The sequence below is a fragment of the Clostridium minihomine genome (assembly GCF_900240385.1).
GTDB lineage: Bacteria > Bacillota > Clostridia > Oscillospirales > Acutalibacteraceae > Faecalispora > Faecalispora minihomine.
Genome location: NZ_OEQH01000002.1, coordinates 572,158 through 591,167 on the forward strand (window position 1 = coordinate 572,158; position 19,010 = coordinate 591,167).

The following is a 19,010-nucleotide window of genomic DNA, read 5'->3' on the forward strand; positions in this document are numbered from 1 at the left end:
ATCGCCTTTTTTCAGAAAAGCACTTACTTTTGTGAAGGGGCAATGTGTATTTTAGGGTGAGCGGGAACCGGTTCCGCACTCCAAATTTCTGTGGCATAATCCCGAATGGAACGATCCGCCGAAAAACACCCGGCATGGGCAGTATTGGTCAGGCCTATCCGATACCACTGAGCGGAATTCGCATACAGTTCCATGGACTTTTTCCTTGCCCTGACATAATCATCAAAATCGGCCAGAACCATATAAGGATCGGAATTCCGAAGAGAATCAGAAATCTGCTGGAAGCTAACGCCGCCAAATCCCCGGCCCATCTCGTCAATCGCCTGATGCAGCACCGGATGGTTTTGGTATATATTCCCCGGGATATAGCCATTGCGTTTTGCCTGCTCTACCTGAGGAGTCGTCATGCCGAACAAGAGGATATTTTCATCGCCCACAGCCTCGTGAATTTCCACATTGGCTCCGTCCAGCGTGCCCAGTGTTACTGCACCGTTAATCATAAACTTCATGTTGCTGGTTCCTGAAGCTTCGGTACCCGCCAGCGAAATCTGCTGGCTGATATCGGCTGAAGGAATCAGCAGCTCTGCCAAAGTAACCCGGTAATCTTCCAGATAAACAACCTTCATCTTTTCGTTTACCCTGGGATCGTTATTGATGGTGTTGCCCAGATTCACAATAAACTGAATAATCTGTTTTGCCATATAGTACCCCGGCGCAGCCTTGGCGCCAAAAATATAGGTGCGGGGTGTAAAATCCGCACTCGGATTTTCGCGCAGCCACTGATAAGTGGCCAAAATATCCAAAGCATTCAAATGCTGGCGTTTGTATTCGTGCAGCCGCTTGACCTGAACATCAAAAATCGAGTCCGGATCAATGGTTACACCGTTATTTTTCAGGATATAGTCTGCCATGCGTTCCTTGTTGTGGCGGCGAATCTTCGCCATCTTTTCCAAAACGGCCTTGTCATCCTGATATTTCAGCAGCCGATCCAGACGGGCCGCATTATGAATATAGCTGTCGCCAATCAGTTCGGTAATCAAATCCGCATATTCCGGATTTGACTGGTTCAGCCAGCGGCGATAGGCAATTCCGTTGGTTACGTTGCGGAATTTTTCCGGCATTTCCGTATAAAAATCCTGAAATACCGTTTGTTTTAAAATCTCGCTGTGAAGCTTTGACACACCGTTTACCGAATGGGTGCTGACCACAGCCAGATTAGCCATTTTTACATATCCGTCATTCAGCGGCGCCATACGTCCCACTTTTTGGCCATCCACACCCCGCGCATGCATCTCTGCACAGAAACGCCGGTTAATTTCTTCTATAATCTGATAGATGCGGGGCAGTCGGCGGCGGAATAAATCCACACCCCAGCACTCAAGCGCTTCGGCCATAACGGTGTGATTGGTATACGCCACAGTGCGGTTTACAATACTCCATGCCTGATCCCAGCCATAGCCGCATTCATCCAGCATAACCCGCATCATTTCGGGAATAGCCAGCACCGGGTGGGTATCGTTCAGGTGAATGGCCGCTTTTTCCGGCAGATTGTCAAGCGTGCTGTAGCGGAACAGATGGCGGCGAATGATATCCTGCACGGTAGCCGAAACCAGAAAATACTGCTGGGTCAGGCGCAGGCTTTTTCCTTCCGGGTGGTTATCTTCGGGATATAGTACCTTTGTAATCACCTCTGCCATAGCATTCTGCTCCATGGCGCGCAGATAATCGCCGCCGTTAAACAGCTTCATGTCAAAATCCGCTTCCGCAGAAGTCGCCGCCCAAACCCGAAGGCGGCTGACGCCCCGGCCGTCCATTCCCGCCACATACAGATCATAGGGAACCGCCAGAACCTTGGTGTAATCCTTATGGTTAACCACATGATATTGGTTGTTCCAAGATTCCTCAATGAATCCGTCAAAATGCACTTCCACAGCGCGGGTAGGCACCGGCTGAAACCATACCTGGCCGCCCGGCAGCCAGAAATCCGGCAGTTCGGTCTGCCAGCCTTCCACCAACTTTTGGCGGAAAATACCGTATTCATACCGCAGTGAATAGCCCATGGCCGGATAGCCCTGAGTCGCAAGCGCATCTAAAAAGCAGGCGGCAAGCCGCCCCAATCCGCCATTGCCCAGCCCGGCATCCGGCTCCATTTCATACAGATTATCCAAACGCACGTTTAGGTCAGAAAGTGCCTTTCGAAAATCATCCTCTATCCCCAGATTAAACAAATTATTTTTCAGCGAACGGCCCAGCAAAAACTCCATACATAAATAATAGATGTTCTTTGTGTCAGTTTGTTCCGCCACATCTTTAAATTTCTTGCGCCCTTTCACCAACATATCACGCACAATCAGCGCCACCGCTTTATAATAGTGCTCATCGGTAGCGTCCTGCCACTCCACACTGAGTTCATGAGTCAGCTTATCCTTAATTTGCTCCTGTATTTCTTTCTTGGATATTTTATAATTCATGTGGGGTATCCTCCGCTCTGATCCCAAAAGGGATGATAAATAAATCTTTTTCCCATAATATTACCAATTTAGCTTTATGTTTATTGTATACCAAAATACCGGCAATTACAATTCTAATAAACATACAGAATCCAAATGTAAAAAACGTAAATATTGCCCGTATTTACCTATGAAACAGTGCGGATTTCTTCTTTTTCTTTTCGCGCCCTGTTATTGGCAATTTACCCCTCTGTTTTTGTGCATATTAAACAAATGTCTTGACATGAACTTTGCTTTGCTCCCGGACAGGCTCTAAAGAAAATCCGGCAAAACGGCCCAGCCCCTTTTCTATTTTTATAAAATAGCTTATAATAAAGGGGATTATATTGAAAGTTTGCCTGCTGATGGGGCTGTGAAAGGATGGTCAGCATGAATAAAAATAAAATCCGCCTGAATATCTGCGGCGCAGAGTGCACGATCACTTCGGAAGACAACGAAACCTATGTGCTTGCACTGGGGGATGAGGTTGAAAAAAGCATCCAAGGCATCATGTCCAAAAACGACCGGGTCTCTTTGACCTTGGCCGCGATTATAACCGCCCTTAGTTTCTGCGACGAATCCAAAAAGGCCGTAGCGGCGGCGGACAACCTTCGCTCACAAATCAAAGACTATTTGGAAGATTCTTCCCGCAGCCGGCTGGAAGCCGATGAAGCCCGGCGGGAAATTGAGCGCATGAAGCAAGAGATTCAAACTTTGCGCACCCGGTTGGCCGCCGGGGAATCTGCCCAAGCAGCAGAACCGCCAAAGGCACCTGCCGCACCCATAGAGCCTGCACAAGCTTCGGCTATGGAAGAAACCGCACCGGAACCCATGCCGGAAAACGAAGCGGAAGAACTTCCGGCAGAGTCGGCACCGGTTCAGATTCCTGCTGTACCCAATGTACAAACCGGCAGCTACTCGCGGCCTCAATCTGTCGAAAGAGCGTTAACCCCAGAAGATTTTGACCGCAACAGCTTTATGAGCTTTTTTGAAAAAAAAGAAGTCGACTAAGGCATTTTGAACATAGAAAACAAAGGTGTTTTCCCAAATATCCAAAAGCGCCTTGCCTGTAGTCCCGTAATATCATATGGTTCGGGCGGGCGGAAAGGACACCGTTATGAATAACCGAAGTTATACAATCACCATCATTGCGGGTGCGGTGATGGTCTTAATCGGTTACAACCTGCTGAACTTATTTCTTCCCAACGAAGCGGCATCTTCTACCTTTGGCATTATGCTCACTGTGGTATTCGCTTTATTTTTGTCTTCTATGGGAAGAAAGAAGCCCAAAGGATAAGCCTGCCTTTTCGGCACAGCCGAAAGACGGCCCAATCTAAATTTCATCTTATTGTCATTTTATGCTTTTAAAAGGTTGGTATACAAACCATGGAAATTTTATCACCCGCCGGTTCTCCGGAATCCCTAATTGCCGCGGTGCGCTCTGGTGCAGACGCGGTTTATTTGGGGGGCAGCGCCTTTTCCGCCCGGGCGTCCGCCAAAAATTTTGACAACGACGCTCTGCGGCAGGCTGTGGAATACTGTCATGCCCGGGGCGTTAAGGTCTATCTGGCATTAAATACGCTTTTGCGGCAAGAAGAACTTCCCGCCGCACTGGAACTGGTGGAATATGCCTGTTCTTTGCCTGTGGATGCACTCATCATACAGGATATGGGTCTTGTAAACCTGATTCAGGAGCGGGCCCCCGATTTGCAGCTGAATGCTTCCACCCAAATGTCAATTACCTGTCCCGCCGGGGCCCGGTTACTGGCCAAAAACGGTTTTGGCCGTGTGGTGCTGGCACGGGAACTTTCGCTTGCCCAAATACGCGAAATTAAAGAAGGAACGGCGGCGGCCCCCATTGAACTGGAAAGTTTTGTTCACGGGGCGCTGTGCATGTCTGTATCCGGCCAATGTTATTTCAGTTCGGTCTTAGGGTCGCGCAGCGGAAACCGGGGCATGTGCGCCCAACCCTGCCGCCTTCCCTTTTCGGTTCCCGGCGGCACAGGCCACGATCTGAGTTTGAAAGATTTGTCTATGATCTCTCGTCTTTCAGACCTATCGGAGGCCGGGGTTATCAGTGCCAAAATCGAAGGGCGCATGAAGCGGCCAGAATACGTTGCGGCAGCCACCTCTGCCTGCCGAATCTCTGCCGACGGTCTGCCCGTCCCAGAAGAGCTGACCCGCGATTTAACGGCGGTTTTCTCCCGCTCGGGTTTTACCACCGGCTACCCGGATGGAAAACTGGGGCGGCATATGTTCGGCATCCGCTCCAAAGAGGATGTGACCGGAGCCACCAAAGAAGTTTACGCAAACCTGCACGGGCTGTATAAGGACGAGATGTCCCGAATTCCGGTGCGGCTCACGCTTTCCATTCAGACCGGGGAGCCAGTGACCCTGACCGCCAAAGACGGAGAAGGGCATACCGCTCAGGCCAGCGGCGACTGTCCAGAGCCTGCGGTTAACCGCCCCATTGACACCGAACGATGTCAGACACAGCTGCAAAAAACGGGGGGAACCCCTTTTCTTGCTGAAGAAGTGGAGTGTCAGATTGGGGAAGGGCTTTCCATTCCTATCTCGATGCTCAATCGTCTGCGGCGGGAAGTTTTGGAACAGCTTTTGGCTATGCGAGCCCAGAGGGCTCCCGTGGCTTTTCATCGCCTTCCCATTTCAGAATCCTCTTATCGGGCAGGGCCGATGCGGCTGCGCGCCAGCTTTCGGCAGGCAGCGGATGTGCCGGAGCTTGCCAAGCAGTGTGAACTGGTTTATCTTCCTGCTTTGGCACCAGAAGCGCAATTTGAGGACTTGCTGTCCCGGGGATTTTCGGTAGCAGCGGCGCTACCCCGGGGAATTTTTGGAACCGAGCAACCGCTCAAAACCAAACTAAAGTGCCTGAAAGACAAGGGAATCCACCACGTTTGGGCGGGAACCCTCGGCGCGGCAGGTCTTGCTTTGGAGAACGGCATGGAGGTTCACGGTGGATTTTCTCTCAACACCATGAACACCCCGGCGCTGAACTGGCTGGAACAGCAGGGATTGCGCGACACCGAGCTTTCTTTTGAACTGACTTTGGCACAGGCAGCAGCTTTAGGCGGCAATTTGCACCGGGGACTGGTTCTGTACGGCCGTCTTCCACTGATGCTTTGCCGCAACTGTCCCGGAAAAAACGGAGAAACAGACTGTGCCGTCTGCGGCAAAAACGCACAGCTGACCGACCGCCGGGGAACCGATTTCCCCCTGCAATGCGATGGGGATGCCAGCGAAGTGTTAAATTCGGTTCCGCTGTATTTGGCAGACCGAATGAGGGAGGTTCGCAACCAGGATTTCGGAGTTTTACGCTTCACTGTTGAAAACTCTGTTGAAATTGAGGAAATCTTTCGGAATTATCTTGGTTTGCAGACTGTGGAAAACACAAAACGCGACAAAAACAGCGATCCTTTTACCAGAGGACTGTATTACCGCGGCATAGAATAGAAAAAAACAGGCAGGAGGAATTTTTAGATGCAAGCCATCCAATTTCAAAAATTACACCCCCAAGCGGTCATCCCCCGCAGGGCCACCCCGGGCAGTGCCGGCATGGATTTAACCGCCTGCCTGGAACAGCCCGTCGTTCTTGCACCAGGGGAACGCACCATGATTTCCACCGGACTGGCTCTGGCTCTTCCCACTGAGGAATGGGTGGCACTGGTCTATGCCCGCAGCGGGCTGGCGGTGCGCCACGGCATTTGCCTTTCGAACAGTGCGGGCGTGGTGGACAGCGATTATCGCGGGGAACTGAAGGTGGGGCTGTGCAATTTGGGCAGCGAACCTTATACCATTGAGCCGGGCGAGCGAATTGCCCAGCTGGTTATCACGCCGGTTTTGCTGCCGCCCATTGAAGAGGTTTCTGCTCTGGATGAAACTGAGCGGGGAACCGGCGGATTCGGCTCCACCGGAAAGCAGTAGCAGACAAACAGCGAAAGGGGAAAACGCCCATGAAACACAATTTGCTAAGAAATCTGTTTTTAATTATTTTACTGCTTCTTGCTGTGGTGCTGGGGAAGGTAATCGGCACGGTCACACAGGGCATTTCTTTTTTGTCTTGGCTGGGCGTAGGGGCAAATTTTGGTCTGGAGCCGGTTACCGTCAATTTATCTGTGGTCACATTTACCCTGGGAATGATGGTCAGCATCAACGTGGCACAGGCATTGCTGCTGGCAATCGCCATTTTGATCTTCAACACCGTAAAACTGCGCGGTTAACGGGCAAAACCGCAAAAACCCTTCCGGCCACAAAACGCTTTTGACTCCGCAAGGAAAGATAAAGTCTGCGCTAACGTCTGCAAAAGCTTATTTAAAACGGCTTTTGGACCGACAATTTTAGAACCAATAACCATAACCTTACAAAAAAATGAATTTTTTGTGATTATTTCGGATTCTTGTTGAGAATTGGATTCTCAGCGGTTATAATAGTATCATTCTAAGGGTTTTCTGCGCTTTTTTAAGTGCTGCTGAAAACAAAAAACCAACAAATGCTTTGCTGCGGGCACATTAGGGCAATAAAAACCGCAGAAGCAAATAAAGCATTTTTAACACAGAAATCATCTTTTGCAGAAAAGGCAAATAAAGGATGCGGTGTTTTCGGGCAGCTTTTAGACGAAAAAATGAAATGAATCTCTAATTTAATTTTTAGATGTAGATAAAACGGGCGGGAATGAAAGGGGAACTTCCATGTTTGCAAAGGATATCGGTATAGATTTAGGAACAGCCAACACATTGGTGTTTATGAAGGGAAAAGGAATCGTGATGCGCGAGCCGTCGGTTGTGGCGGTAGACATCCGCACCGACACGGTTTTGGCTGTGGGAACCCAGGCAAAGGAAATGATCGGCCGTACCCCGGGCTCTATCGTTGCAGTTCGTCCGCTGAAGGACGGTGTAATCGCCGATTTTGACATTACCGCGACGATGCTCAAGCATTTTATTAAAAGAGCAACCAAATCCAATATGTTCAGCCGGCCCCACATTGTGGTTTGCATCCCTTCCGGTGTTACCGAAGTGGAGCGCCGCGCAGTGGAAGACGCCGCACGGCAGGCGGGCGCCAGTCAGGTGGATTTGATTGAAGAGCCCATGGCCGCAGCCATCGGTGCAGGCCTTCCCGTGGCGGAACCCACCGGAAGCATGGTGGTCGACTTGGGCGGCGGAACCACAGAAGTGGCCGTTATCTCTTTGGGCGACATCGTAACCTCTTGTTCCGTTCGTGTGGCTGGGGACAAGTTCGATGAATCCATTATTTCTTATGTGAAGAAAAAATATAACCTGCTCATCGGTGAGCGCACTTCTGAAGAAATCAAGATCACCATCGGATCTGCTTATCCCACAGAAGAAACCGAAGACGCTTCTATCGTAATCAAAGGCCGCAACCTACTGGACGGGCTCCCCAAAAACGTAACCATTCATGCAGACGAGGTGCGGGAAGCACTGTATGATCCGCTGGCTTTGATTGTGGATGCCATTAAGAGCACTTTGGAAAAAACACCGCCGGAGCTTTCCGCGGATATTATCGATCACGGCATCATGCTGACCGGCGGCGGCGCATTGCTGCGCGGTTTGGATTTGCTGATTTCAAAAGAAACCAACATGCCGGTTCATGTGGCCGAAAGCCCGCTGGACTGCGTGGTGGACGGCACCGGAAAACGGCTGGAAGTCACCATGCCGTCTGAATACTACAAGGCGCGGAAGAGATAAGCCTTGCTGCAATAATACTTTCGCGGAGGGTTCTGAAACGGCTCTCCGCTTTTTTCACTCCAGAGTATTTTTGAAAACAGAAAACAGCCGGAAAATTTGCTGAAAACAGACTGATGCAAGGCAGAAAAGTGCTGGAACAGCCCAATGTATTCCAAGTATTTTTCACCCGGCAGGTGTTGTTTGCAGTGGAATTTACCAAAAGTTTGGGGTTTTCAGAAACACCCCAGTGGACTTTTTAGCGATGTTTATGGAGGTGACGTTTTGAAGGATGTGTTTCACAGCAGGGGATTTAAAGCCTTGCTTGCCACAGTATTTGTAATGCTGGGAATCCTGATCTATTCGGCGGGAGCCGGGGGTAGCTCTGTGTTTGCAAGTACATTGGGGCAGGTCTTTACCCCCATGCAAAAAGTTTCCACCGTCATTTCCAACAATGCGGCGGCCAGCGTTAACCGCTCCGCCGAAGATCTGGAACAGGAAAACCGGGAACTGAAAAAAGAGGTCGACGCTATGCGAGCCAAGCTGATTGACTATTATCAGGTTAAGCAGGAAAACGAACAGTACCGAACTTTTTTGGAACTGAAAAACGAAAATAAAGATTTTACCTTTGTGGCCGGCTCAGTGGTGGGCCGCGACCCCAATGATTTATTTTATAGTTTCACTGTTGATAAGGGTTCTTTGGCCGGGGTCACCGTGAACAGCCCGGTAATTACCGAAAGCGGTGTGGTGGGCTGGGTATCCAGCGTCAGTTCTACTTTTTGTGAAGTGACCACCATGCTATCCGCTGAAACCAGCATCGCTGCGCTGGATCAGGGAACCCGAGAAAGCGGCGTCATCAGCAGCAATATCAAGCTGGCAGAACAGGGGCTGGTGAAACTGAACTATCTGGCCGCCGATACCAAAGTCAAAGAAGGCGACCTTATTGTCACCAGCGGATTGGGCGGCCTTTACCCCAAAAACCTGCCGGTGGGCAAAGTGAAATCCATTGGGCCAGAAGAGTACAATGTTTCTTATATGGCGGTGGTTGAGCCTTTTGTCAATGTAAAAACCGTGCGTGACGTTTTTATTATCACCGGCTTTTTGGGAAAGGGAGATGTTCTTGAAAAGGTGCCGGAGCCGTCTGTGCCGGATGCGGAGGCATCCAAATGACGGATCGTAAAAAACTGCTTCGCTATTTTGCCTATACCATTGAAATCATCGTGATTTACCTAATCAATCAAACACCGGGGCTGATTCCTTCTGTTTTTGAGGTGCGCCCCGTATTGCTTTTGCCCGTGGCCGTGTCCATCGCTGTTTTTGAAAGCGAGACCGCCGCCATGGGTTTTGGGCTTTTTTGCGGGCTGCTGCTGGATTTTGGAATGACCGGCGGGGCATCTTTGGGCTTTCACGCTCTTTTGCTTTGCGTGCTCTGTTATTGCGTGGGCCTGATGGTGATTCATTTGATGCGCACCAATTTACTGACTACGGTTTTGCTTTCTGCTCTGGTAATTCTGTTGATATTTTTACTGCAATGGCTGTTTTACTATGTATTGGTCGGGTACGAATACCCCGGATATGCATTAGTCCGGAATTTCCTTCCCCGCTTTGTTTACACCTTGCTTCCGACGCCCCTTATTTATGCTTTTAACAGGGCTTTTGCTTTGACCATCCGGGAACGCGCCGGCTGACAGGAGGTTTTTCATGAATCGGTTAAAGGGTTCTTCCCGTTATGTTTTTTGTATTGCCGTGGTTGTTTTTGCCTTTGCCATCTATGGCCTTCGGCTAATCGACTGGCAAATCATTAACGGCGAACACTGGCTGAATGTTTCCACCAAAACCAACACCTCCTCGGTTAAAATGACAGCTGCCAGAGGGGAAATTCTGGATCGGAACGGCAATCCGCTGGCTGTGAACAAAACAGTCTATGCGATTGTATTTGATAAAGTATATTTAACCAAAGAAACTCAGAATAAAACGATTTTGCAGCTGACTTCCCTTTTGGATAAACGGGGGGAGGCCTGGCGCGACGAGTTCCCCATTCAGGTAACGGCTTCCGGTGCTTACGAATTTATTCCCGACCGGGAAAAAGATGTGGATGCCCTGAAAAAGAATCTTTTTCGCGGCAACACCTATGTGACCGCAGAGCAATGTATTCTGGAACTGGTGGGAAAATACGACTGTGCCGGATATTCGCCCCAACAAACCAGAACCATTGTTTCGGTTCGGTATAACATGGAGAATTCCGGATTTTCGGTATCTACTCCTTATACCTTTGCTACGGGAATCTCTTCCGATACTGTGGGAATCATCAGCGAAAACGCCCAAAATCTTCCCGGCGCCACCATTGAAGTGACCACTGTGCGGGATTATCCCGACGGAACAGTGGCCCCTCATATTTTGGGAACTCTGGGCGCAATTTCTCAGGAAGAATACGCAAAAAAGAAGGATGAGGGAAAAACCTACAACTCCGATAATCCCAGCGGTTATGCATATAATGATTCCATTGGAAAAAGCGGTGTAGAATCTGCCTTTGAAAACTATCTGCGAGGGAAAAACGGGGTAAAGGTGATTGAAACCACCCGAACCGGTGCACTGGCCTCCAGCACGGTCACCCAGCCCCCGGTGGCGGGAAACTCCATCTTTTTAACCATTGATAAAAACATTCAGAAAGTGGCTCAGGTTTCTTTGGCCAACAATGTAAAGAACGCTCAGGCAGAGGGAAAGCGCGCCCGTGACGGCCGAGGTGCAGACTGCGTGGCAGGCGGTGCCGTAGTTCTGAATGTAAAGGACTTTTCAGTTTTGGCGGCCGCCACTTTTCCCAACTATGATCTGAATCAATATACCAACGATCCAACTTATGTATCCAATCTGTTTAAAGATACCACAAAACCCATGTACGACCGGGCTCTAGTCGGCTCCTTTATGCCCGGTTCCTCCTTTAAACCGGTCGTGGCCGCGGCCGCTTTGCAGGAAGGTACCATCACCTCTTCCTCTATCGTCACTTGTCACAGAGTTTATACCTTTTGGCAGGATTACCGCCCCACCTGCATGGGGTATCATGGGCCTTTAAATGTGATACAGGCACTTCAAAAATCCTGCAACATTTTCTTTTATGACACCGGCCGCCGTTTGGGCATTGATACGCTGGATTTATATGCCAAGCGTTTTGGTCTGGGGCAAAAAACCGGGCTTGAGATTAACGAGGGAACCGGAATTCTGGCCAGCCCGCAGGTTCGAACCGCGGCAGGCGGAACCTGGGAGGGCGGCGATGTGGTTCAGGCTGCCATCGGACAGGCCGACAACTCATTTACCCCTTTGCAGCTGGCTACTTATGTGGCAACTTTAGTTAATGACGGGGAGCGTTTAAAAACCCATGTGATCAGCAAAATCACAAATTATAATCGCGATCAATCCGTGATGGAGAACTCTGCGGATTCTCCTCAGGTGGTCGATAATGTGAATATCTCCAAAGAAAATCTTGATATCGTTAAAAAGGGTATGCGTGCGGTTACCCAACCCGGGGGAACAGCAGCCTCTTTTGCCAACTATGGCATTGCCATAGCCGGTAAAACCGGTACCGCAGAGGTACCGCCCCATTCCGACAACACCGTGTTTGTGGCTTTTGCCCCTTATGACAACCCAGAAATCGCGGTGGCGGTGGTGCTGGAATACGGTGCCTATGGCAAATACTCCACTGCGGTGGCCAGAGATATTTTCGACGCTTATTTCTTTGGAAAAACAGTTGATGAGTCCGGCAATCTGGTATTCCCCAAAAAAGAAACCCCGGCGGAATCTCAGGGAGCTTCCAGCTCATCGGCAACCGAAACAGCAAGCCAGACCACATCATCTACCCCCGAACAGGGATAACCAAGGGTTTGCGTTCTATTTTTTAATGTAATTTATGGATTGTAACCATCCTCCGTTAAAAAATAAAAAAAACTTTGACGGAGATACACAATTGTGTTAGTATGATAAACGAGGAAGTGACATATGGGAGCGGTAACTGTAATCACGTCGGGCAAAGGCGGGGTGGGCAAATCCACTGTCTGCGCTGGGCTTGGCCGGGCTTTGGCTGAACGAGGCCGCCGGGTTTTGCTCATTGACGGTGACGCCGGCCTTCGGTGTCTTGACCGCATGTTTGCCTTGGATGACCGGATTCTGTTTGATATTTCCGATGTAGTCAACGGCGCCTGTGAGCCAATCCGGGCGATTTATGACTGTGATGTACCGGGCCTTTATTTGCTGCCCGCCCCCTTTCGGGAAGAAAAAACGGTGCAGCCGTCTTTGATGCGGCAGCTGGTGCCCATTCTTTCCCGGTATTACGATCACATTCTAATTGACTGCCCCGCCGGAATCGGCCTGGGGTTTGATTCTGCAACTGTCGGCGCCACAAGAGCGTTGGTCGTGGCAACGCCCGACCCCGTGTGTCTTCGCGGCAGTGATAAGGTACGTTTGCTTTTAATGCAAAAAAATATTGCTTCACAGCGTCTTGTAGTGAACCGGTTTCACTATCAGAACTTTATAAAATCCAGCCTATACGACGATTTGGACAGCGTGATCGATTCCGCCGGAATCCGGCTGATAGGAATCGTTCCGGAAGATCCCATGCTGGCAGCCTGCCTGACCGGCGGCAGAACCGTTCCATCCAATTTTTCCGCCGCAAAAGCATTCCACAGGCTGGCGGCCCGGCTGGAAGGTGAGCCGGTACCCTTGGCCCGGCTGGAAAAATTATAGTATTTTTACTATATCAGACAAAGGAGGATAAGCCATGAACATTGCACTCATTGCCCACGACGCCAAAAAAGAACTGATGGTTCAGTTTTGCATCGCATACTGCGGGGTACTAAGCCGCCATAGTCTGTGTGCCACCGGCACAACCGGCAAGCTTGTAGCAGAAGCCACCGGGCTCAGCATTCAGCGCTTTTTAAGCGGCGCTCAAGGCGGCGACCAGCAAATCGCCGCGCGGATTTCTTACAACGAGGTCGACCTTCTTCTGTTTTTCCGCGATCCTTTGAGCCCGAAGCCCCATGAGCCCAACGACATGAACCTGCTGAGTCTGTGCGATATGCATAATATCCCGGTCGCCACCAACATTGCCACTGCAGAGGTTCTGATTCACGGATTGGAGCGCGGTGACTTAGACTGGCGCAACATTTTAAATCCGAAGTACTAATCTTGGGATTTATCACCATTTTGGGTATTATGTCCCTCGCTCTCAGCAGAGCGGGGGTTTTTGTTTTCACGACGCGTCTGTCCCGGCGCGCCGCAGATGTTATGGATAAGGAGCGATTATACTATGGCTTTATTAACTCAGGCACCCAAAGGAACACAGGATCTGCTGCCCGAACAGACTGCACACTGGCAGACAGTAGAACAGGTAATCCGCGAAGAAGCGGCTTTGTTCGGCTTTGGCGAAATCCGCACTCCTGTTTTTGAGCACACCGAGTTGTTTCAGCGTTCTGTGGGCGAAACCACAGATGTGGTGCAAAAGGAAATGTACACATTCGAGGATAAAGGCGGACGTTCGATCACTCTGCGTCCCGAAGGAACCGCAGGGGCGGTGCGCGCTCTTTTGGAACACGCCATGTATAACGACGGCCTGCCGGTGAAGCTGTATTATTTCACCTCTTGCTATCGCTACGAAAAACCACAAGCCGGCCGCCTGCGGGAATTCCATCAGTTTGGAATCGAGGTCTTCGGTCCGGCCAGCCCCAGTGCCGACGCTGATGTGATTTGCATGGTCAACTCCCTGTACAATCGGTTGCAGATAAAAAACTTTTCTCTGCAAATTAACTCCATCGGCTGCCCCGAATGCCGAGCCAAATACCACCAGGCCCTCAAAGAGTATTTTGCAGGTTCTGTGGACAAGCTTTGCGACACCTGTAAAGGTCGTCTGGATCGCAATCCCATGCGGATTTTGGACTGCAAAAATCCGCCCTGTGGTGAGGTGGCGAAAAACGCCCCTGTGGTTTTGGACTATTTGTGCAATGACTGCCACGATCACTTTGAAGAAGTAAAAAGCTATCTGGACTTAGCCGGACTGAGCTATCAGATCAATCCCACCATTGTTAGGGGATTGGATTATTATACCCGCACCGTATTCGAGTTTGTTTCGAACGAAATCGGCTCTCAGGGTACTTTGTGCGGCGGCGGACGCTATGACGGCCTGGTGCAGGAAATGGGCGGGAAGCCGCTTCCCGCATGTGGCTGCGCCATGGGGCTGGAACGCCTGATGATGGTCATGCAGAATCAGGGAATTGAACTCCCCGAACCGTCTAAGTGCGAACTGTTTATTGCTTCCATCGGCAATCAGGCACAGAAAAAAGCCTTTTTGCTGGCACGGCAAATGCAGGAAAGATCGGTATTCGCTCTGTTTGATACCTGCGACCGCAGCCTGAAAGCACAGATGAAATATGCAGATAAAATCGGCGCGGCTTTCACTCTGGTTTTGGGGGAAGACGAGCTTGCCAGCGGGCGTGCCCAGCTGAAAAATATGAAGACCGGGGAAAAGACCGAAATTTCTCTTTCTGAAGAGGAGTTTGCGTCCCAATTCCTAACGGCTTCCACAGATTCCCTCCCTTCCCTGTAACCACTGGGATTTGACGGAATGATGCTTTTTTACTATAATAGGATTATCATTTTGAAACTGGCAGGCTGAGCCTGAGGATAGAGGAACGAGAGATATGGCAGAATTTATGAGCGGATTAAAGCGTACCCATTACTGTGGGGAGCTTCGGCAGGAACACGTTGGAACAGAAGTAACTGTATGCGGCTGGGTGCAGCGCCAGCGTGATTTGGGACAGCTGATTTTTGTGGATCTGCGGGATCGCACCGGAATTTTACAACTGGCCTTTGATCAAAACACCCAAAGGGAAATTTTTGAAAAAGCAGCGGGAGTGCGGGCCGAATATGTACTGGCTGTTCGCGGCTTGGTACGAGAGCGTTCTGCAAAAAATTCCGATTTACCCACCGGTGACATTGAAATCGAGGTAAAAGAGCTGCGGGTTTTGGCCAAAGCAGAAACCCCGCCCTTTGAAATTACCGAGGATTCCAAAGTAAAAGAAGAACTGCGCCTGAAATATCGGTATTTGGATCTTCGCCGCCCCGATATGCAGGATAAAATTATTCAGCGCCATAAAATCGTAAAAATTGCGCGGGACTATTTTGACAACAACGGGTTTTTGGAAATCGAAACTCCGGTTCTGATCAAATCCACACCGGAAGGCGCCCGCGACTATTTGGTGCCCTCTCGTGTATTCCCGGGGCAGTTCTTTGCGTTGCCCCAATCTCCTCAGCAGTATAAACAGCTTTTGATGCTGTCGGGTTTTGACCGCTATATGCAGGTAGCCCGATGCTTCCGCGATGAAGATCTTCGTGCCGACCGCCAGCCGGAATTTACCCAAATCGACTTAGAAATGTCCTTTGTGGATCCGGATGACGTAATGTCTATCGGCGAAGGCTTTATCCGCGATGTATATCAGAAACTTCAGGGCATTGATGTTCCGGTTCCTTTCCCGCGCATGAGCTGGAAAGAAGCGATGGAACGTTTCGGTTCCGATAAACCCGACCTGCGCTTTGGGCTGGAACTGGTCAACCTGAGTGAAGTTTTAAAAGACACCCAGTTCCGTGTGTTCGCCGGCGCATTGGCGGCTGGCGGTGCGGTTCGCGGTATTAATTTAAAAGGCAAGGCCGATGAGCTGAGCCGCAAAGAAATTGATAAGCTGACTGAAAGCCTGAAGGCTTATGGCGCTCAGGGACTTGCCTGGACACGATTGACTTCTGCCGCTGAAAGCTCCAGCTATGAAAAATTCCTGACAGAACAGGAAGCTTCTGCCGTAAGATCTGCCCTTGGCGCAGAAACCGGCGACGTGCTGCTTCTGGTTGCCAGTGAAAAACCCAGCGTGGTATTTGCCGCTTTGGGTGCGCTGCGCTGTGAACTGGCCAAGCGCTTTGATTTAATCGACCGCTCGAAACCCAGTTTGCTTTGGGTCACTGAATTCCCGTTGTTTGAATACGATGAGGAAGAAAACCGTTATATGGCGATGCACCATCCCTTCACCGCCCCACAGGAAGAAGACTTGGATAAACTTTCTACTGACCCGGGCAGCGTTCGTGCAAAGGCATACGACATGGTACTCAATGGCAATGAGGTGGGCGGCGGCTCTATCCGCATCAACACGCCAGAGCTTCAGCGTAAAATGTTTGAAGCCCTTGGCTTTACGCCGGAGCAGGCTCAGGAGCGTTTTGGATTTTTAATTGACGCGTTCCGTTTTGGCGCCCCGCCCCACGGCGGCATGGCATTTGGGCTGGACCGCCTGGTCATGCTGATGCTGGACTGCGAAAGCATTCGGGACGTAATCGCGTTCCCCAAGGTTGCAAATTCCAGTGAGCTGATGAGCAATGCACCGTCTTTTGTGGATGAAAAACAGCTGACGGAGCTTGGACTATCCATTTCAACTCAGCCGGCAAAGAATTAGTCATTTCAACGCCGTTCTGTGAGCAGAGCGGCGTTTTCTCTATTACTAGAAAATTATTTTCTAAATTTTTCTTAAAACATGCAATAAAACGGCATGTATTTTCATTATGTTAACAGAGGGATCTAAATGTTGAGTGGAAACGGAAACAGTAACCATCAATCATATCAAGCCCCCACAGACCAACTAATGCGGCAGGTTGCCGCAGGAGATGATCAGGCTTTTGCTCAGCTTTATCTGGGTACGCAGCATGCGATTTACGCTTTGCTGCTTTCGCTGGTTAAAAATCCTGCAACCGCAGAAGATCTGATGCAAGATACTTATCTCTCGATTCGGCAGTCTGTTAATGCTTATATCCCTCAGGGCAAGCCAATGGCGTGGATCTTTACCATCGCCAAAAACCTTGCCTATCAGGAGTTGCGCCGCGCAAAAAAGCAGGGCACTGACAGTTACGATGATAATGAAGAGATTTCTGACGAGATATCCAGTGAGGATGAAATTTCGCAGGCTCTTGACAACATCGTTCTGAGAAGCGCCTTGACGATTCTAGAGGAGCGCGAACGGAAAATCGTGCTTTTGCACGTTGCCGCCGGAATGAAATTTGTAGAAATTGCATCTTTGACGGAAACGCCGCTTGGCACAGTGTTATCCTCTTATCACCGTGCGATGCGCAAGCTTCAAAAATCTGTCCGAGAGGAGTCAGTTCAATGAAACGATCTGAACTGAAGCAGTCGCTGAAACTCGCTGTACTGCAATCCACCCCGGACTTACTTCCAACCCTTCTGCCGGGCTATTCGGCAGAGGAAGCCCTTTGCGGAATCAACCAACCGGCTGAGCCAAGAAAAAGGCCCCGATTTCAGATTGCATGCGTCATGGCAGCCGTGTGCATCATGTTCTTGGGAGTTTTTCACTTGGTCCAGCCCGAGGTGGATTCTATCGTCAGTATTGACGTGAACCCCAGCATCGAGCTTACAATTGATCAGAATGACCGCGTCATCAAGTCAAAAGCATCCAACGATGACGCAGCCGCCATCTTGAAGAATATGAAGCTGCGGGACAAAGATTTGCAGGAAGCCACCGGAACCATCATTCATGAAATGTTGGAAACAGGCTATTTGAGTGCGAACAGCACTGATAATGCAATTCTGATTTCTGTAGCCAGCCGGAACGAGCAAAAAACAGGACATTTGCAGGATAAAATTACGGACAGTATTGACGCTGTTCTGACACAGAACAATGCCAGTGCCAAGGTGCTTCGCCAAGCAGATACCCTGTCGGACGATTTGCAGGATTTTGCCCGGCAGAACAGCGTATCGGTCGGCAAAGCGGATTTGGTTCGTAAGTTAATGGAAAAAGACAGTTCTTTAGAAGCGGAAGCGCTGTGCAAAATGCCGCTGAAAGAACTGAACTCCCTGATTGAAGCGAAAAGTTTAGAAATCAACGGACTGGTGATAAAAGAAGAGGGTGGAAAATCCACTTCTTCTGAGCTTCCACCCGTCGATCCTTCCTCTTCTTCCAATCAGCTGGTGTCAAAGCCTGACAACAACTCGCTCCCGGCCACAGAAGGCCCCGCAACCGAAAGCTCCCGAAAGCCCGGATGGTCTTCCTCAAGACCCCGGCCCTCTTCGTCTCAGCCAAGCAGCAGCGGCTATTTCGGTAATTCCTCCAGTGAGGGCACCGAAAGTGAAGAACCCATTGATATTCCTCCGGATATTGAAGATCCGGACGGTGTACCGGACTATCCCTTTGACGATCCGGATGATGTTTCCTCTGGTTCTGTCAGTTCGGGTTCCTCTGCTCCTGCTTCTTCCTCAAGCGGTGCCTCATCTTCTTCCAGCTCTTCAGCGGTGTCTGAAAAGCCGGCATCCAGCAAACCTTCTTCCTCGTCGGCCGCATCCAGCGGTTCTTCGTCCCAGAAGGCAAGCTCCGGTTCCTCTGATAAATCGGAAGCTTCTTCGCAAAAATCCGCTTCCTCACGGGACAAAAGCTAAGATTCCGGTACAGCGAAAAGAAAAACTCCCGCTTCTTCCTTTGGGAAGAGCGGGAATTTTTTATGAGTAAAGCTGTTTTACATTTCTTCTTTGAATAAGTCAGGTTTTGTTCCACCCACACCAAGGTATCAACACAGTTTTTCGCCCGTAAAGCACTCCTTTTTTCCACAACCCGCAGGGAATCTGTTAAAAACTTTTGGGTTCGAGTGATTCCTGAGGTATGGTTCGGTTCATTTGGCCACAAAATTGCCGCAGAACAGCAGGAAAGAGAACAGTCCCCAGACATCGAATAAACGCTTCAAAGCGGGCATAACGGCCGTATGGCAACCGAAAACCACAGTTCCTCTCAAAAGCAGGGGC

Annotated in this window: 17 protein-coding genes; 16 read left to right on the forward strand and 1 reads right to left on the reverse strand. The window is 50.1% G+C overall.

Annotation, left to right across the window (positions count from 1 at the left end; all coding sequences use genetic code 11):
- Positions 1–23 precede the first annotated feature (23 nt).
- Complete coding sequence (locus C1A02_RS06645; RefSeq protein WP_101697409.1) at positions 24–2,471, reverse strand: glycogen/starch/alpha-glucan phosphorylase; 2,448 nt, start codon at positions 2,469–2,471, stop codon at positions 24–26.
- A gap of 408 nt (positions 2,472–2,879) precedes the next feature.
- Here C1A02_RS06645 and C1A02_RS06650 point away from each other — a divergent pair, with 408 nt between their 5' ends.
- From C1A02_RS06650 to C1A02_RS06720, 16 genes are all read left to right on the forward strand, one after another.
- Entirely contained in the window at positions 2,880–3,500 is a 621-nt protein-coding gene (locus C1A02_RS06650) for a cell division protein ZapA (RefSeq protein WP_101697410.1), read from the forward strand.
- A 106-nt stretch (positions 3,501–3,606) separates the two neighbouring features.
- Positions 3,607–3,786, forward strand: coding sequence for a histidine kinase (locus C1A02_RS06655; protein WP_101697411.1), 180 nt, complete (start codon positions 3,607–3,609; stop codon positions 3,784–3,786).
- An 89-nt stretch (positions 3,787–3,875) separates the two neighbouring features.
- Positions 3,876–5,960 (forward strand): U32 family peptidase, encoded by a 2,085-nt coding sequence (locus C1A02_RS06660; RefSeq protein WP_101697412.1) that lies wholly within the window; start codon positions 3,876–3,878, stop codon positions 5,958–5,960.
- Positions 5,961–5,987: 27 nt separating this feature from the next.
- A complete protein-coding gene (gene dut / locus C1A02_RS06665) occupies positions 5,988–6,431 on the forward strand; it encodes a dUTP diphosphatase (protein WP_101697413.1) in 444 nt (147 codons plus the stop codon).
- Positions 6,432–6,460: 29 nt separating this feature from the next.
- A complete protein-coding gene (locus tag C1A02_RS06670; RefSeq protein WP_101697414.1) occupies positions 6,461–6,727 on the forward strand; it encodes a DUF4321 domain-containing protein in 267 nt (88 codons plus the stop codon).
- Between the two features lie 468 nt (positions 6,728–7,195).
- Positions 7,196–8,209 (forward strand): rod shape-determining protein, encoded by a 1,014-nt coding sequence (locus C1A02_RS06675; RefSeq protein ID WP_101697415.1) that lies wholly within the window; start codon positions 7,196–7,198, stop codon positions 8,207–8,209.
- A gap of 113 nt (positions 8,210–8,322) precedes the next feature.
- Complete coding sequence (locus C1A02_RS13840) at positions 8,323–8,448, forward strand: hypothetical protein (protein ID WP_279385502.1); 126 nt, start codon at positions 8,323–8,325, stop codon at positions 8,446–8,448.
- 31 nt (positions 8,449–8,479) lie between these two features.
- Positions 8,480–9,355: a rod shape-determining protein MreC gene (gene mreC / locus C1A02_RS06680; RefSeq protein WP_243577945.1), complete on the forward strand. Its 876-nt coding sequence runs from the start codon at positions 8,480–8,482 to the stop codon at positions 9,353–9,355.
- A complete protein-coding gene (mreD, locus tag C1A02_RS06685; protein ID WP_101697417.1) occupies positions 9,352–9,873 on the forward strand; it encodes a rod shape-determining protein MreD in 522 nt (173 codons plus the stop codon). The genes mreC and mreD overlap by 4 nt, the downstream gene beginning before the upstream one ends.
- Before the next feature lie 13 nt (positions 9,874–9,886).
- Positions 9,887–12,052, forward strand: a complete 2,166-nt coding sequence (locus C1A02_RS06690; RefSeq protein ID WP_101697418.1) for a peptidoglycan D,D-transpeptidase FtsI family protein — start codon at positions 9,887–9,889, stop codon at positions 12,050–12,052.
- Between the two features lie 123 nt (positions 12,053–12,175).
- Entirely contained in the window at positions 12,176–12,919 is a 744-nt protein-coding gene (locus C1A02_RS06695) for a nucleotide-binding protein (protein WP_101697419.1), read from the forward strand.
- 34 nt (positions 12,920–12,953) lie between these two features.
- The gene (gene mgsA / locus C1A02_RS06700; protein WP_101697420.1) at positions 12,954–13,358 is read left to right on the forward strand and encodes a methylglyoxal synthase; all 405 of its coding nucleotides are present in this window, start codon (positions 12,954–12,956) and stop codon (positions 13,356–13,358) included.
- A gap of 123 nt (positions 13,359–13,481) precedes the next feature.
- On the forward strand, positions 13,482–14,774 hold the full coding sequence (gene hisS, locus C1A02_RS06705) for a histidine--tRNA ligase (protein WP_101697421.1): 1,293 nt from the start codon (positions 13,482–13,484) through the stop codon (positions 14,772–14,774).
- Between the two features lie 94 nt (positions 14,775–14,868).
- On the forward strand, positions 14,869–16,662 hold the full coding sequence (aspS, locus tag C1A02_RS06710; protein ID WP_101697422.1) for an aspartate--tRNA ligase: 1,794 nt from the start codon (positions 14,869–14,871) through the stop codon (positions 16,660–16,662).
- A 126-nt stretch (positions 16,663–16,788) separates the two neighbouring features.
- The gene (locus tag C1A02_RS06715; RefSeq protein ID WP_101697423.1) at positions 16,789–17,370 is read left to right on the forward strand and encodes an RNA polymerase sigma factor; all 582 of its coding nucleotides are present in this window, start codon (positions 16,789–16,791) and stop codon (positions 17,368–17,370) included.
- The gene (locus C1A02_RS06720) at positions 17,367–18,650 is read left to right on the forward strand and encodes an anti-sigma-I factor RsgI family protein (protein ID WP_101697424.1); all 1,284 of its coding nucleotides are present in this window, start codon (positions 17,367–17,369) and stop codon (positions 18,648–18,650) included. Before C1A02_RS06715 ends, C1A02_RS06720 begins: the two co-directional genes overlap by 4 nt.
- Positions 18,651–19,010: the final 360 nt, after the last annotated feature.

Bases quoted from the DNA above. Each gene is read 5' to 3' on its own strand.
- C1A02_RS06660 (WP_101697412.1), top strand. From the start codon at position 3,876: ATGGAAATTTTATCACCCGCCGGTTCTCCGGAATCCCTAATTGCCGCG.
- C1A02_RS06690 (WP_101697418.1), top strand. From the start codon at position 9,887: ATGAATCGGTTAAAGGGTTCTTCCCGTTATGTTTTTTGTATTGCCGTG.
- mgsA (WP_101697420.1), top strand. From the start codon at position 12,954: ATGAACATTGCACTCATTGCCCACGACGCCAAAAAAGAACTGATGGTT.
- C1A02_RS06655 (WP_101697411.1), top strand. From the start codon at position 3,607: ATGAATAACCGAAGTTATACAATCACCATCATTGCGGGTGCGGTGATG.
- C1A02_RS06645 (WP_101697409.1), bottom strand. From the start codon at position 2,471: ATGAATTATAAAATATCCAAGAAAGAAATACAGGAGCAAATTAAGGAT.
- C1A02_RS06670 (WP_101697414.1), top strand. From the start codon at position 6,461: ATGAAACACAATTTGCTAAGAAATCTGTTTTTAATTATTTTACTGCTT.
- C1A02_RS06715 (WP_101697423.1), top strand. From the start codon at position 16,789: ATGTTGAGTGGAAACGGAAACAGTAACCATCAATCATATCAAGCCCCC.
- aspS (WP_101697422.1), top strand. From the start codon at position 14,869: ATGGCAGAATTTATGAGCGGATTAAAGCGTACCCATTACTGTGGGGAG.
- C1A02_RS06695 (WP_101697419.1), top strand. From the start codon at position 12,176: ATGGGAGCGGTAACTGTAATCACGTCGGGCAAAGGCGGGGTGGGCAAA.
- C1A02_RS06720 (WP_101697424.1), top strand. From the start codon at position 17,367: ATGAAACGATCTGAACTGAAGCAGTCGCTGAAACTCGCTGTACTGCAA.
- dut (WP_101697413.1), top strand. From the start codon at position 5,988: ATGCAAGCCATCCAATTTCAAAAATTACACCCCCAAGCGGTCATCCCC.
- hisS (WP_101697421.1), top strand. From the start codon at position 13,482: ATGGCTTTATTAACTCAGGCACCCAAAGGAACACAGGATCTGCTGCCC.
- C1A02_RS06650 (WP_101697410.1), top strand. From the start codon at position 2,880: ATGAATAAAAATAAAATCCGCCTGAATATCTGCGGCGCAGAGTGCACG.
- mreD (WP_101697417.1), top strand. From the start codon at position 9,352: ATGACGGATCGTAAAAAACTGCTTCGCTATTTTGCCTATACCATTGAA.
- C1A02_RS13840 (WP_279385502.1), top strand. From the start codon at position 8,323: ATGCAAGGCAGAAAAGTGCTGGAACAGCCCAATGTATTCCAAGTATTT.
- C1A02_RS06675 (WP_101697415.1), top strand. From the start codon at position 7,196: ATGTTTGCAAAGGATATCGGTATAGATTTAGGAACAGCCAACACATTG.